The organism is Micromonospora sp. NPDC005197 (assembly GCF_040608295.1).
Lineage (GTDB): Bacteria > Actinomycetota > Actinomycetes > Mycobacteriales > Micromonosporaceae > Micromonospora.
Genome location: NZ_JBEXHY010000012.1, coordinates 1 through 14561, shown reverse-complemented (window position 1 = coordinate 14561; position 14561 = coordinate 1). Strand labels below are relative to the sequence as shown.

The 14561-nt window shown below is 73.1% G+C and carries 12 protein-coding genes; 4 read left to right on the top strand and 8 right to left on the bottom strand.

Annotated elements, in window-relative coordinates; genetic code table 11:
- The first annotated feature begins 3 nt into the window (after positions 1-3).
- Entirely contained in the window at positions 4-1023 is a 1020-nt protein-coding gene (locus tag ABZU46_RS07130; protein WP_354855546.1) for a hypothetical protein, read from the top strand.
- Between the two features lie 88 nt (positions 1024-1111).
- Here the strand turns inward: ABZU46_RS07130 and ABZU46_RS07125 are convergent, their stop codons facing one another.
- Positions 1112-1840 carry a carbonic anhydrase gene (locus ABZU46_RS07125; protein ID WP_354855545.1) on the bottom strand — a complete coding sequence of 243 codons (729 nt, stop codon included), beginning with the start codon at positions 1838-1840 and terminating at the stop codon, positions 1112-1114.
- 248 nt (positions 1841-2088) lie between these two features.
- On the opposite strand from ABZU46_RS07125, the gene ABZU46_RS07120 reads away from it, so the two are divergent.
- Positions 2089-2418: a MarR family winged helix-turn-helix transcriptional regulator gene (locus tag ABZU46_RS07120; protein WP_354855544.1), complete on the top strand. Its 330-nt coding sequence runs from the start codon at positions 2089-2091 to the stop codon at positions 2416-2418.
- 222 nt (positions 2419-2640) lie between these two features.
- On the top strand, positions 2641-3873 hold the full coding sequence (mycP, locus tag ABZU46_RS07115) for a type VII secretion-associated serine protease mycosin (protein WP_354855543.1): 1233 nt from the start codon (positions 2641-2643) through the stop codon (positions 3871-3873).
- A gap of 90 nt (positions 3874-3963) precedes the next feature.
- Here mycP and ABZU46_RS07110 read toward each other — a convergent pair whose 3' ends face one another.
- The 6 genes from ABZU46_RS07110 to eccCa form a co-directional block, all read right to left on the bottom strand.
- Positions 3964-5304 (bottom strand): WXG100 family type VII secretion target, encoded by a 1341-nt coding sequence (locus ABZU46_RS07110; protein WP_354855542.1) that lies wholly within the window; start codon positions 5302-5304, stop codon positions 3964-3966.
- Positions 5305-5322: 18 nt separating this feature from the next.
- The gene (locus ABZU46_RS07105) at positions 5323-5886 is read right to left on the bottom strand and encodes a hypothetical protein (RefSeq protein WP_354855541.1); all 564 of its coding nucleotides are present in this window, start codon (positions 5884-5886) and stop codon (positions 5323-5325) included.
- A gap of 37 nt (positions 5887-5923) precedes the next feature.
- Positions 5924-7345 carry a S8 family serine peptidase gene (locus ABZU46_RS07100; RefSeq protein ID WP_354855540.1) on the bottom strand — a complete coding sequence of 474 codons (1422 nt, stop codon included), beginning with the start codon at positions 7343-7345 and terminating at the stop codon, positions 5924-5926.
- A 117-nt stretch (positions 7346-7462) separates the two neighbouring features.
- Entirely contained in the window at positions 7463-7741 is a 279-nt protein-coding gene (locus ABZU46_RS07095) for a WXG100 family type VII secretion target (RefSeq protein WP_354855539.1), read from the bottom strand.
- 25 nt (positions 7742-7766) lie between these two features.
- The gene (locus ABZU46_RS07090) at positions 7767-8075 is read right to left on the bottom strand and encodes a WXG100 family type VII secretion target (RefSeq protein WP_354855538.1); all 309 of its coding nucleotides are present in this window, start codon (positions 8073-8075) and stop codon (positions 7767-7769) included.
- Between the two features lie 275 nt (positions 8076-8350).
- The gene (gene eccCa / locus ABZU46_RS07085; protein WP_354855537.1) at positions 8351-12313 is read right to left on the bottom strand and encodes a type VII secretion protein EccCa; all 3963 of its coding nucleotides are present in this window, start codon (positions 12311-12313) and stop codon (positions 8351-8353) included.
- Positions 12314-12479: 166 nt separating this feature from the next.
- Between eccCa and eccD the strand changes: the two genes are divergently transcribed.
- Positions 12480-13877, top strand: coding sequence for a type VII secretion integral membrane protein EccD (gene eccD / locus ABZU46_RS07080; RefSeq protein ID WP_354855536.1), 1398 nt, complete (start codon positions 12480-12482; stop codon positions 13875-13877).
- Positions 13878-13899: 22 nt separating this feature from the next.
- Here the strand turns inward: eccD and ABZU46_RS07075 are convergent.
- A partial coding sequence (locus ABZU46_RS07075) for a type VII secretion protein EccE (RefSeq protein WP_354855535.1) occupies positions 13900-14561 on the bottom strand: 662 nt, incomplete at its 5' end.

Below are 14561 nucleotides of genomic sequence, written 5' to 3'. Positions count from 1 at the left end.
ATTGTGACGGCACCCCTACGCCGCTGGTTGACACCCGTGGTGGCCGTGCTCGCTGCGCTGACCGTGTTCGCCGGGCCCCTCCCGGCCCACGCCGCCCCGACGACCCCCACACCGTCCGGGCACGAAGAGGAAGACGAACCCAAGCTCCTCAACGACGTCATCGAGCAGACCAACCGGGACTACGTGGCGGCCAAGTCCAAGCTGGACAAGTCCAAGAAGCGGCAGCTTGAGCTGGCGTTGCAGGTCGAGCGGGCAAAGGCCGACCTGGAGGCGCTGGCCCCGCAGGTCGGGCAGATCGCCGCCCAGTCGTACCGGACCGGGCGGATCGGCGCGATCGCGATGCTGCTGGAGAGCGACGCCCCGGACTCGTTCGTCCGACGGGCCGCGGCGCTCGACGAGATGAACATGGTCAACGAGAAGAAGCTCGCCGAGGTCAACACGGTCAAGACCCGCGCCGAGCAGGCCAAGCTGGCCCTCGACGCGGAGGTCCGCGAGCAGCAGAAGCAGACCGCCCTGATGGCGAAGGACAAACGCGACGCGGACAAGGCGCTCGCGCTGGTCGGCGGTCAGGGTTTCACCGGCGGTCTGGTCGACGCCGTCTCGCCGGTCGCCCGGATCGGCCCGGGTCGCACCGCCGACGGCGACTGGAAGGCCGAGTCATGCAGCGAGGACGACCCCACCACCTCCGGTTGTGTCACGCCGCGCACCCTGCACGCGTACAAGGAGGTCAAGCGGGCCGGGTTCAACCGGTTCGTCGGCTGCCACCGCAACGGTGGCCCGTTCGAGCACCCGAAGGGCCGCGCCTGTGACTGGTCGTTGCAGAAGAGCGGCTTCAGCCCGTGGCACAACAACGACACCCGCATGTACGGCAACAACGTCGCCGCGTTCCTCATCCGCAACGCCGACCGCCTCGGCATCTACTACGTGATCTGGAACCGGCAGATCTGGTTCCCGGCGACCGGCTGGAAGTCGTACAGCGGACCGTCGAACCACACCGACCACGTGCACATGTCGCTGCTCTGACCCGGTGCCAAGAAGTCGAGGGCCGTCCCGCAGCAGGCGGGGCGGCCCTCGTCGCGTCAGGCGGCGGAAGTTGCCGGGGCGGTCCGCGTCAGGCGGCGGCGGAAGCTGCCGGGTCGTCCGAGGCGCCGGGCGCGTCGAACGTCGCGGCACCCGCCGGTGCGGGGGTAACCGCGCGCACCACACCGGCGGCGAGCCGGTACGACATGCCCACCACCGCACACCGCCCCTGCGCCACCTCGTCGGCCAGCACGGGCGACTGCCCGAGCAGCGTCTCGACGGTCTGCGCGATGTGGATGTCGACGATGCCGTCGACGTCGTCCACGCCCTCGGCGGTGGCACGTCGCAGGCTGGGCAGCACCGCGTCGACCACCGCGGGAAGGTGCCCCGGCGGCGCGACGCCGGTGGCGGCCGCCTCACGGGCGGCCTGCACGGCACCGCACGAGTCGTGGCCGAGGACCACCACCAGTGGGGTTCCGAGCACCGTCACCGCGTACTCCACGCTGCCCAGCACCTCCGGGCCCGCGGTGTGTCCGGCCGTACGGACCACGAAGAGGTCGCCCAGCCCCCGGTCGAAGATGATCTCAGCCGCCAGGCGGGAGTCGGAGCAGCCCACGATCACCGCGAACGGGTGCTGCCCGTCGGCCACGGCGGCCCGGTGCCCGGCGTCCTGGTTGGGGTGGCGCGGCGCCCCGCTGACGAAGCGCCGGTTGCCCGCGGCCAGCTCGGCGTACGCTCGGGCCGGCTCGGTCGGCGTCGGCGCTCGATCGGCGGCCCGCTGCGGGCCCGGCTGCCCGCCAGGCGTACCGGAACGGCTCATCCCCGCACCTCGTCTCCACGCGTTTGACCTGCTCAAGAGGCTTTTCAGTCGGGCCGGCGGTGGGCGCTGGCTCGGGCTCCACGGTCACACGCACCGCAAGATGCGTCAAGATATGCGTGATTTAGATTTCATACGTTGACCCCCGAACCGGCCCTCCGGCCGTTGGGACCGGGCCGGTCCGTCGGCACCTGGCCCGACCCTCCGGCGGGCACGGAGGTGGGGCGGACAACCGGAGAGGCGGCTCCACCATGACGAGCGCGGCGACGGCCGGAGGCGGCCGGAACTGGACGTTCCTCACCAACCACGGGCATGTGCTGCTGGCCATCGCCCGCGATCCCACCGCGCGACTGCGCGACGTGGCGGCCGAGGTGGGCGTCACCGAACGGGCCGCCCAGGCCATCGTCGCCGACCTGGAGGCCGGTGGTTACCTGCACCGCACCCGGGTGGGGCGTCGCAACGAGTACACCCTGAACCCCGCCGGCCGGTTCCGGCACCCCGCCGAGGCCGACCGCCAGGTCGGCGACCTGCTCGCGCTGTTCGCCGAAGCACCTGCCGACGACGTCGCGTCCCGGCCCTGACCGTCGCCGCCGCACGCCGGCTTGGCGCGGCGACCTGCTACCCGCCCGGACCGGCGTCGCCGCACGCCGGCCTGGACCGGCGTCGCCGCACGCCGGCTTCGAGCGGCGACACACCGGCCCGGACCGGCGTCGTCGCGCCCGCCGCTGAGCGACGTCATCGTTCCCGCCCGGAACGGCGTCGCCGGGCCGCTGCCCGACGCGGTGCGGCGGTAATCTCTGCGGGTGCGCGAATGCCTGCCGCCGAGCGCGACCGAGCCGTCCCGCCGTGCCGTCCGAGCTGTCCTCAGTGGAACGCTGGCGGCCCTGCTCGCCGCCCTGGTGGTCCCCTCCTCCCCCGCGGTCGCGGCACCGCCCACCTGCGGCCCGGCCGGCGAGGACGGTCTGGTGCAGATGCCGTGGGCACTGCGAAGGGTGGATCCGGCCTCGGCGTGGCCGCTGTCCCGGGGTGCCGGGGTGACGGTCGCGGTCATCGACTCCGGGGTCTCCGCCATCCACCCGGCCCTGCAGGGTCAGGTGCTCGAGGGCCGCGACTTCAACAACCTGCCGGCCAACCGGGGGCAGTGTGACCTGGCCGGTCACGGCACGATGGTCGCCGGCATCATCGCCGGCAAGGACGGCACCGGGGTGCCGTTCAGCGGTATCGCCCCGGCGGCGCGCATCCTGCCCATCCGGGTCCTGCCGGACGCCAAGGGCACCAACGACGAGGGGCTGCCCGGGCAGATCGCCGCAGCCATCGACTGGGCGGTCGACAACGGCGCCGACGTGATCAACCTGTCCCTGGTGACCCTGCCCCGCCCCGAACTGGCACAGGCCGTCGAACGCGCCCTCGCCAAGCGGGTGGTGCTGGTCGCCGCCGCCGGCAACCGGCAGGAGACCCAGGAGGACAGGCCCGCCTACCCGGCGGCGTACCCCGGGGTGATCGCCGTCGGCGGCGTGGACGAGCAGGGCGGGCACGTGGGCACCTCGGTCAGCGGCACCTTCGTCGACGTCGCCGCGCCGGGACTGAACATCATCGGCCCGGCACCGGGTGGATCCGGCTACCGCGCCGAGCCGACGGGTGGCACCAGCTTCGCGGCCGCGTACGTCTCGGGGGTGGCCGCGCTGGTTCGGGCCGCCTACCCGGATCTCACTCCGGAGCAGGTCGCCGACCGGTTGGAGCGGACGGCGGACAACCCGCCGCAGGGGCGCAACGCCGAGGTCGGCTACGGCGTGGTCAACCCGTACCGGGCGGTGTCGAGCCTGCTGGGCACCCGCACCAACCCGCCGGTCGACGCGCTTGCCGCACCCGCCCCGGCGGCCGACCCGCTGAGCTGGCAGCGCACCGTCGCGATCTGGGCCGCCGCGGTGGGAGCTCTACTCGCCGTACTGCTGCTGATCACGCGACCGATCGTGGCGCGCGGCCGCCGGCGCGGCTGGCGGCCGGGCCGACGTACCGACGAACCGGTCACCGGCTGAGCGGCCGGCACAGCCCTCGGGACGGTTGGTCCGTGGGACACGTCACGGCGCTGCTGCGGTCGACCGCAGCAGCGCCGTGACGCGGAAAGCTCAGCGCAGGATGCCGGAGGTGCCACCGCTGTCGGCGCCCCACACGTCCTCGTCCTCCTCCAACCAGGTGTTGCGGGCGGTGTCCTCCTCGCCGTAGCCGGCACCGCCGCCCGTCCCGGCCACGCCACCGGCGCCGCGAGCACCCGCGCCCCGACCACCGGCCCCCGCCGCGCCACGCCCGGCGCCGCCCCGACCGGCGCCGGCACCGCCGCCACCGGCGACGCCACCCATACCGGGTGCCATGCCGCCGCCCAGCTTGCCGCCCGCGCCGAGTCGGCCACCGGCGCCCCGGCCACCGCCACGACCGGCACCCGCCGCGCCGCCGCCCATCATCGGGCCCATGCCCGGCGAGACCGCCCGGCCGAGCGCGCCGCCGCCCGCGAGGGCACCGGCGCCGCCCAGGCCGCCACCGCCGCTGCCGAGCCCGCTGGACGAGCCCAGGCCACCCGAGCCCAGGCCGCCTCCGAGACCGGAGCCGAGACCGGGCGAACCGCCACCACCCGCACCCGCGAGGCCACTGCTGAACTCGTCGTCCGCACCGCCGACGCCCGGGACGCCACCGGTGCTCGGGTAGGTGCCCGTGCCGGAGTCGTACCCGCCCGAGAGGTCGGGATGGGCACCGGACCCGCTGGGCAGGTTGCCCGTGCCCGGCATGTCGGTGGCGCCGATCGAGGGCGTGGCCCCCAGGCCGCCGGTGGACGGGCCGCCGCCGAGCTTCGGCACGCCACCGCCACCGCCACCACCGCCACCACCGGTGCCCAGATCGGGAATCTCGGTCGTCGGGCTCTGTGTGGTGGGGGGGCCGGCATCGCCCGGAGTGCCGGGCGCGATGGCCTGGTAGTCACCGCTCACCTGCTCGTAGACCCGGGCCGCGTCCTCCGACTGGTCGTTGATCCAGTCGGCGATCGCGGTCACCGGGTCGAACCAGCCCAGGAAGTCCGGCGAGACCTTCGCTTCGAAGAAGCCGACCCCGAGGGTCAGCTTGGCGTTACGCGCCTCCAACACGTCGTTGACGCAGGTCGCCGGGACCGGGAAGTCCCGCTGGGCCGCGGTGAGCTTGTCGGCGGCGGTCTTGAGCGACTGGACGATGCCGGTGCCCTTCTCCGCGTCCGCCACGATCTGCCCGGTGTCCTTGGAGATCTGCTCGATGTGACCCTTGAACGCCTCGTACGCCGGACCCTTCCAGGTCGTACCCAGGTCCTTGATGTTGGTGTCGAGGCTCTGCTTGACGTTGTTGAGATTCTTGATCAGCTGTTCCCAGCCGAGGGCGGCGCTCTCCACGTCACCCGGCCGGCCGTCGATGACGACCTTCTGGCACATCTCTTCCCAGCTCAGGCCCATCTGCCGTCCTCCCCCGTCCTAGCGTCCGTCGCCATTGCCGGCCACGTCGCCGAAGACACGCTGCATGTCGGCGGCGGACATCCTGTTCTGCTCCTCCGCCGTCTCGTAGTTCTGCTTGACCTGGCGCAGCGCCTCCGCCGCGTCGTACAGGCTCTGCGAGAGCTTCCGGACACCGGACTCGGTGCCCTGGTAGAGCCCCTGGTGCTTGGCGGCCAACCGGGCCGCCCAGTCGAACCCCCCGAGCGGGCTCGGCTGGCCGCCCGCCCCACCCGCCACGCCGCTGGCCGCGCCACCCATCAGGTCCTGGATGTCGACCATGTCGTAGGAGAGCTTGTTCAGGTAGGCGGCGTGGGTCTCCAGCCAGGTGATGGCCGAGTCCAGGCTGGTCGCGTCCCACTCGGTCTTGACGCCTGCCTCACCGGGCGCGGTGACCAGGCCCTTCGGCGTCGCGGCGTGGTCGACGTTGTCCATCTCCAGGCCGGTCAGGGCGAGGCCCGACGTCGGCATCCCGCCCACCGGGATCGGGATGTAGAGGTCGTCGTTCACGTACCGTGCCGGCTGGGTGGTCCTGTCGTCCGTCATCGGTCCCCTCCCCGAAACCCTGACTGGTGGTCTGCGTTCACTGCTGCTGTGGGCCGTTCGGCGGCGGGCCCGAGCCCGGCCAGCCGGGCGCGCCCGGCGCCGGAGCGGTCGGCGCGGGCGGATGACCCGGCGCGGGATGGCCGGGCGGCGGGTATCCCTGCCCGGGCTGGCCCGGTGGCGGACCGTACCCGGGGACGGGCTGCGGCGGCGGGCCGTAGGCCGGTGGCGGCTGGGCGGGCCAGCCGGGTGGCGGCACGCCGGGTGCGCCGGGGTACGGGCCGACGGCGGCCGGCGGTGCGCGCCGCTTGCGGCGTCGCAGCACCACCAGCAGCACGATCAGCCCGATGATCGGCACGCCGAGGCAGAGTCCCACCTGGACGATCGCGCCGGCCTTGTTCGAGACGCCGAACTCGACCGCCGGTCCGTCGTCGTCGTTGCCGGGCCGGGCGGCCCCGCCGGAGCGGGTCGGACCGGCCGCCGCGCCCTCCAACAGCGGGTTCGCCGTCACGGCCGGCACCGATCGGGTCAGGGCGGCTATCGGGTCGACTCGGCCGAAGCCGAACTGCGGGTCCCGGCCGGCCGGACCGGCATCGCGGGCGGTCTCGATCAGACGGCTGATGACGTTGGGCGCATCGAGCTTCGGGTACTTCGAGCGCATCAGCGCCACCACACCGGACATGATGGCGGCCGCCGAACTGGTGCCGCTGGCCAGCGTGTAGCCGTTCGGCGAGACCGCCTTGGGCGCCGGGGCGATGATGCTCTCCATCGGACTCGCGATCACGATCTCCGGGCCCTGCACCGAGCCGGCGAAGAACCCGCCGCGCTTGTCGAACCCGGAGACGGCGATGACGCCCGGGATGTTGGCGGGTGAGGTGACCTGTCGGTCGCCCTGCTCGATGTTGCCCGCCGAGGCGACCACCACGGCGTCCTTGCTCAGCGCGTAGTTGATGGCGTCCACCAGCTCCGGCTGAGCCGTCCCCTCGTCGCCGAGCGAGAGGTTGATGACGTCAGCGCCGTTGTCGGCAGCCCAACGGATTCCCAGGACCACGTCCTGGTTATCGAAATTGGCGCCCATCGAGACCGGGAGAATCTTCGCGGCCGGGGCGATGCCCAACTCGTGCATCTCGCCACCGCCGCGTCCCGCGACGATGCCGGCCATCGAGGTGCCGTGCCCCTTCACCTTGTCGTCGTCACGCCGGCCGTCCGGGGCGGCCGTGGCGTTGGTGCCGTGCCCCGCGAGCACCTGCCCGCGCAGGTCCGGATGACTGGCCTCGACCCCGGTGTCGACGACGGCGACCACGACACCCGCGCCCTTGGTGATCTTGTGCGCGGCGGGGATCTTGAGGTAGTCCAGGTACCACTGAAGGCCACGGACCGTGTCAGCGGCCCGAGCCGGCGCCGGCGCGACTGTCACCGCGGGGGCCAGCGCGGCGCACAGCGCCAGCGCGGCCGCGCCCACGGCCCGTGTCGATCGGAAAGGCTTCCCCGTACGCATCGCTCTCCCGTATCTCACCGACGCCAACACGATGCGGCTCCGGCCCGGTCGAGCCGGACCGGAGCCGCATCGGTGATTGTGTCAGCCCCACACCTTGGAGTTGCTCATCTCGGTGGAGACGTAGTTCTCGCGGGCGATGCCGACGGCACCACCGATCTCGTTCAGGATCCGGTTGATGTCCCGGACCGACGAGTCCCACTTCGCCTGGTGCTGCTCGTAGGCGGTGCGGTCCTCGCCCTCCCACTGCAGCTTGGACAGCATCGACCGCAGCGTGTCCAGCTTCTCGTCGATGGTCTTCGAGATGGCCTGCATCTGCTGGTTGCTGCTCTCGAGGACCGCGTAGTCAACCTTGATCGTCACGACTTCCTCCTCTGCTGGCTACGGATCACGGGTTGAGCGCAGAGTGGAACTTGTCCAGCATCTGCTGCTGCTCCTCGTCGTTGACCTGGTGCGTCGTACCCGACTTGTCGAGCAGGTCCGCGATGTTGTCCATCGCGGTCAGCAGGCCCACCGTGTCCTCGTTCCAGCGAGCCATGAGCGACTGGAACCCCGTGGACGCCTGACCCTTCCACGCCATGGCCAGGTCGTCGACTACGTTCCACAGCTTCTTCAGCTCGCCGTCGACCTCGCTGCGCGTGGACCGCACGTCACTCGCGGCGGTATGCAGAGTCGCAGCTTCGACCTCGAACGCCATGCTTCACACCCTTCCGTCATGTTGTGGCGGCGGCTTTGCCGCGCCCCTCCCCCGCGGCAAGGCAGCAACACCCCACCGACGGACACTCCACCTGAGACCGTAGCGGAATCTGTCCAGCCATCGCAGCCCTGACCGGCCGCGTTCCATGGATGGCGGTGAATCGCGTCGTTTGTGCGGCCCGTTCGGACGGGAATCCGACCCGAACGGCCCCGCGACCACGCATGGTCACCCGCCGATTCCGGACCGCCGGCTCAGCGAGCCCCGTGACGGCTCGGTCAGGCTGGCTCGGACCAGGCCGTCTGGATCAACTGCTGGCCGTCGCGTCGGCGGACGAGCGTGCCCCGGCCGGGTGGCTGCGGGCTCGGACGCAGCGTGCCGAAGACGGTGCCCTCCTCCCGGTTGCCGGACATCAGCAGGCCGGGCGAGTCCAGCTCGCGGAGCCGTTGCAGCACGGGCTCGTAGAGCGCCCGGGACACCCCGCCGACCCGACGCGTGACGATCAGGTGCAGACCGATGTCACGGGCCTGCGGCAGCAGCTCGTGCAGGGCACTCAGCGGGTTGCTGCCACCGGAGGCCACCAGGTCGTAGTCGTCCACCAGGATGTACAGGTCCGGGCCCTTCCACCAGCTGCGGTCCCGCAGTTGGGCGGTGGTCACGTCCGGGCCGGGCAGCCGGTTGGACAGCGCGCTGCGGATCGAGCCGAGCCCCTGCGCGAACGCCTGGTTGGACGGCGCGTAGTCGAGCAGGTGATCGCCCTCAACCGCGCCCAGCAGCCCACGCCGGTAGTCGGCGATCACCAGCCGCGCCTGGGCCGGCGTGTACCGCTCGGTGATGCCCCGGGCGATCAGCCGCAGCAGGTTGGTCTTGCCGCACTCGGCGTCGCCGAAGACGGTCAGGTGCGGCTCGTTGGCCAGGTCCAGGTAGACCGGCGCGAGCGCCGACTCGTTGACGCCGATCGGCAGACCGGGGGCCGACCGGTCGATGATCCGGGCCAGCTCGGACACCGGCAGCCGGCGCGGCAGCAGCCGCACCTTCGGCGCCGGACGCCCCGGCCAGTTCGCCGCCACGTGCCCGGCGAGCGCGACCGACGCCTCGCTCAGATCCTCGATGTCGCGCCGACCGTCGATCCGCGAGATCGCGGTGAGGAAGTGCAGCTTGTCCCGGGTCAGGCCGCGACCGGGCGACTTCTCCGGCACGTTCATCGCCGAGCGCCTGTCGATCTCGGACTCCGCCGCGTCGCCCAGGCGCAACTCCAGCTTGGTGCCGAGCAGATCGCGCATGTTGATCCGGATCTCCGCCCAGCGCACCGCAGTGAGCACCACGTGCACCCCGAAGCCGAGACCCCGGTTGGCGAGCGTCGTGATGGTCTGCTCCAGCTCCTCGTAATCCTGGCGCAGGGTGTTCCAGCCGTCCACCACCAGGAACACGTCGCCGAACGGGTCGTCGGCGAACTCGCCGGCCGCCCGGCGACGGCGGTAGCTCGCCACCGAGTCGATGCCGTACTGGGCGAAGCGCATCTCCCGCTCGTCCAGCACCGCGACCACCTCGGCCACCGTGCGCCGCACCGCCTCGACGTCGCGCCGGCCGGCCACCCCGGCCATGTGCGGCAGGCGCTCCAGGCTGCGCAGCGCGCCACCGCCGAAGTCCAGGCAGAAGAACTGCACCTCGCGCGGCGTGTGGGTGAGCGCCAGCGAGGCCAGCAGCGACCGCAGCATGGTGCTCTTGCCGCTGAGCGAACCGCCGACGATGACGACGTTGCCGCCCGCTCCGGCCAGCTCGACCATCATCGGGTCGCGGCGCTGCTCGTACGGGCGGTCCACCACGCCCACCGGCACGGTGAGGCGACCCCGGCCCGGCCAGGACGCCGTGCACAACCCGTAGGTCGGGTCGACGGCCAGCGGACCGAGCAGCTCGCCCAGGCCCGGCGGTTCCGCCAGCGGCGGCAGCCACACCTGGTGCGCGGGGCGGCCCCGACCCTTGAGCTGGTCGATCAGGACGTCCAGCATCGCGACGGCCTTGCCGTCGGCCGGCTGCTCCGGCTCCGGCATGGCGTCCACCGACACCTGCGTGGCCTGCGCCGGAATGAAGCTGACGCCGTACGGCACGATCCGGCGCTGCACCAGGGCCTGCGACGCGGAGGCCTGCTGGCCGGGCGCCCGGTACGGCCCCGAGACGTACGCGGCCCGGAACCGCAGCATGGTGCTGGTGTCCGTCTTGAGGTAGCCGTGCCCGGGCGCGTTCGGCAGCTCGTAGGCGTCCGGCACGCCGAGCACGATCCGGCTCTCCACCGCCGAGAAGGTGCGCAGACCGATCCGGTACGACAGGTGGGTGTCCAGGCCGCGCAGCTTGCCCTCCTCCAGGCGCTGCGAGGCCAGCAACAGGTGCACACCGAGCGACCGACCCAGCCGGCCGATCATCACGAACAGGTCGATGAAGTCCGGCTTCGCGGCCAGCAACTCGCTGAACTCGTCACAAATGATCAACAAGCTCGGCATCGGCGCCAACGGCTCACCGGCCGCCCGGGCCTTCTCGTACTCGAACCGGGACACGTAGTTGCCCGCCGCGCGCAGCAGCTCCTGCCGGCGCACCATCTCACCGGCCAGCGCGTCGCGCATCCGGTCGACCAACGGCAGCTCGTCGGCCAGGTTGGTGATCACCGCGCTGGTGTGCGGCAACGCCTCCAGGGAGGCGAACGTCGCGCCGCCCTTGAAGTCCACCAGGACGAAGTTCAGCTCCTCCGACGAGTGGGTCACCGCCAGGGCGGCCACCACCGTACGGAGCAGCTCGCTCTTGCCCGAGCCGGTCGCGCCGATGACCAGGCCGTGTGGGCCCATACCCTCGTGCGCCGACTCCTTGAAGTCGAGTTCGACGACGTTGCCGTCCGGGCCGACGCCGAGCGGGATGCGCAGCCGGTCCCGGTGACCGCGCGGCCGCCAGGTCTGGTGCACGTCCACGGCGGCGGCGTCACCGACGCCGAGCAGGTCGGGCAGCTCCGTGCTGCGGGCCAGCGGCTCCTCGTTGCTGGTCTGCTGCTGCGACAGCCGGTACGGCGCGATCTGCCGGGCCAGCCCCTCGGCGGCCTCGGCGGTGAGCCGGTCGGGTCGTCCGAGCCGCGACGACGAGCTGCCCCGGATCAGGTCGAGGGTGGTGCCGTCGCCCACGTCCAGGCAGAGCAGCCAGCGGCCGACGTCGCGCGGCACCGTCCCGGAGAGGTCGATCAGAGTGACGCCGAGCAGCCCCTGGCCCACCAGCTGGCAGGTCGGGGAGATCTCGCCACCGTCGACCACCACGACCACGTGTGGCGCGGTGGTCAGCGGCTTGGCCTCGGCGGCGAACCGGGGTCGCCCGGCCAGCTCGGCCGCGAGAGACGCCTCGGCCTCGGCCAGGCTGGCGAAGACCAGCCGGCGCGCGCCGGCCGCGTCCGTCCGGCCGCTGTGGTGGGCGTGGGGAAGCCACTTCACCCAGTTCCAGGCCAACTGCCGGTCGGGCGCGGCGACCACGGCGACGACCAGGTCGTCCGGGGCGTGGAACGTCGCCAGTTGGCCCAGGGCCGCCCGGGTCAGATCGAGCACGGGCTCCCGGTCGCCGCGCAGCACCACCCGGCTGAACGCGCGCACCGACAGCGCGGTCGGCAGGCCGGGCACAGTGGAGTGTGCGCGGACGAACCGACGCAGCGCGATGGCGCTCATCGGCTCCAGGTCCTCGACCGGCTTGGTCTCCGGGGGGACGATTTCCACGGCCAGCCGCTGCGGGCCGAGCGCGATCCTGGTCTCACCGAAGTCGGGCTCGGTGATCCGCCGCTCCCACAGCCGGCGGGACGCCGCGATCGACCAGAGCGCGTCGGGCTCCGGGTGCCGCCAGTTCATCGCGTCCCGCTGCTGGGCCGCCGCCCGCCGGGTGCGCTTGCGCATCTGTGCCAGGTAACGCATGTAGTCGCGGCGGTCCGCGTTCAGCTCGGCCTTGTCGTTGCCACCGTTGCTGAGCGAGCCGATGGCCATGCCGAGCATCGAGACGCCGAACAGGCCACCCGCGACGTACGTCATCATGCCGCCGCCCCGGCCGGCGTAGAGGAACGCCATCGCACCGACACCGCAGACCATCGGCAGGATCATGAGCAGCTGCCCCATCCCGCGGGGCGTCGGCTCGGGCAGCTCGGGCGGGGACTCCAGCAGCACCTCACCGCGCGGCAAGGCCGGCCCCGGCTGGCGCGGAGGTCGGCGGAACACGACCGTGCTCACGGCTGTCTCCTCCCCAGAAGCGGCCCTGCTGTCGTGCCGGCGCGGCCCGAAGCCCGCGGGTGGGCACTGTACGTGCCCGTCATCGTAGGTAATCTCCCGTGGGCGCGGTGCACCCGCACCGCGGGACCCCGGCCCGCCGATCGTAGATGGACACCAGGAGGCCACTGTGGCGACGAAGACGGCGACCGGTGGTCTGAGCCGGATCACCATTGTGGCCCCCCGTACCCGGATTGATCTGGCCCTGCCGTCGGACGTGCCGATGGCGGACCTTCTGCCCACCCTGCTGCGCTACGCCGGGGAGGACCTGGCCGACGACGGGGTGCGGCACGGCGGCTGGGCGCTGTCCCGCCTGGGTGGCGCACCTCTGGAGGGTGGTCGTACCGCCGCGCAGCTCGGTGTCCGCGACGGCGAGGTGTTGTACTTCAAGCCCCGGTCCGCCTCCGCGCCGGAGGTCGTATTCGACGACGTGGTGGACGCGGTCGCCACCGCGACCACCCGGCGGCCGGGCTCCTGGCAGGTCGGGGCGACCCGATCGTTCGCGGTGCTGTTCGCCGCCGCGGCGTTCGGCGGCGGCGCCCTGGCCGCCCTGTTCACCGGCCCTCCCCACCTGCCCGGCACGCTGGCCGCCCTGCTGGTCGCGGTGGCGCTGCTGGTCGGCGCGGCGGTGCTCGCCCGGGCCGCGGGTGACAGCGGGACGGGCTCGGTGCTGGCGATGGTCGGGCTGGTGCACGCGGGCACCGGTGGCCTGCTGCTGCTCGCCGGTGACCGGAAGCTGACCGAGCTGGCCAGTCCGCACGTCCTGCTCGCGGCCACCGCCGTGGTGGTCGCCGGGGCGGTGGCCGTGCTGGCCGTCGGTGACCGGTACCCCCTCTTCTTCGCCGCGATCGGGGTGGGCGCGGGGACGGGTCTGGGCGCGCTGCTCTGCCTGGCCCTCCGCATCGACGCCGCGGCCGGGGCCGCGGTGGTGGCGGCGGTGGCGTTCGGCGTGGTGCCGGCGCTGCCGATGGTGGCCTACCGGCTGGCCCGGCTGCCGGTGCCGTCGATCCCGACCGGCCCGGACGACCTGAAGACCGACAGCGAGTCGGTGGACGGGCGGCAGGTGCTCGAGCGGAGCGACCGGGCCGACCAGTTCCTCACCGGTCTGCTGTGGACGGTCTCGCTGCTGGTGCTCGGCGCGCAGCTCGTGCTGGCCCTGGACGGCCGCCTGCCGGCGGTGCTGCTCTGCCTGGTGCTGGCCCTGCTGTCGTTGCTGCGGGCGCGTCCGCTCCTGGGTCGGGCCCAGCGCGTTCCGGTGCTGCTCGCCGGCACCGTCGGACTGGGCCTGGCCGCCGCGGCGACCTTCGCCGGTGGATCGCTTCCGGTCCGGCTCGGTCTGATCCTCGGTGGCCTGCTGCTGGCTGCCGTGGTCAGCCTGATCTACGGCCTGACCGTCGTCGGCAAGCGCATCTCGCCGGTGTGGGGCCGGTTGCTCGACATCGTCGAGATCATGCTGATCATCGCGCTGGTGCCGCTCGCCGTCTGGGTCTGCGGCCTGTACGGCTGGATCGTCAACCTGCGGCCCTGACCGGGGAGGCTCCAGCGCGCCGTCAGCGGGGTTGCCGACGACCGGCGCCGCCCAGCGCCGACGCGACCGGCGCGCTGGCGTAGACGCCCGGGCCGTGCTGCCCGTCCATCGGCCGGGCCGGCGTGCCGGCGCGGTGCGCGACGTCCCGGACGACCTTGACCAGCGCCTCGACGTGGTTGTCCATGGCCGCGACCCGGAGCAGCGGTGCCGCCATGCGCCCGTCGGGCGACACCGCCGCGGCCACCGTGTGCGAGGGGGCCGACGTGGCGGTGATCGCGTCCACCAGCGGGCCCAGCGGCGCGTCCGGGCGGCCCCGCAGGGTCAGGCAGCGGTGCGTCCAGCCGCCGCCGCGCAGCCCCCGCCAGCTCTCCGTCGGCGGCTCCGGCACCAGGTCCAGCCCGGCGGCCGACACCACGGCGGCGCGCAGCTCGTCGCGACCCAGCGGCCGGTGGGCCAACCCGGCCGCCGTCAGCGCCTTGCCCAACCGGCCGATTCCGGCGGCCAGCGTCCGGTGGACGCCGGGCAGCCCGCCGCCCCGGCTCACCGTCTCGACCCGCGCATCGTGGACCGTGAGCCGCAGCGCCACCCAGACGGTCCGGTGCGCCGCCGGCGGCGCCCCGGGGGGCGGGTACCAGACCAGGGTGGGCGCGACCACCTGGGCCCTGGCCCCCGGGGCCGGGAAGT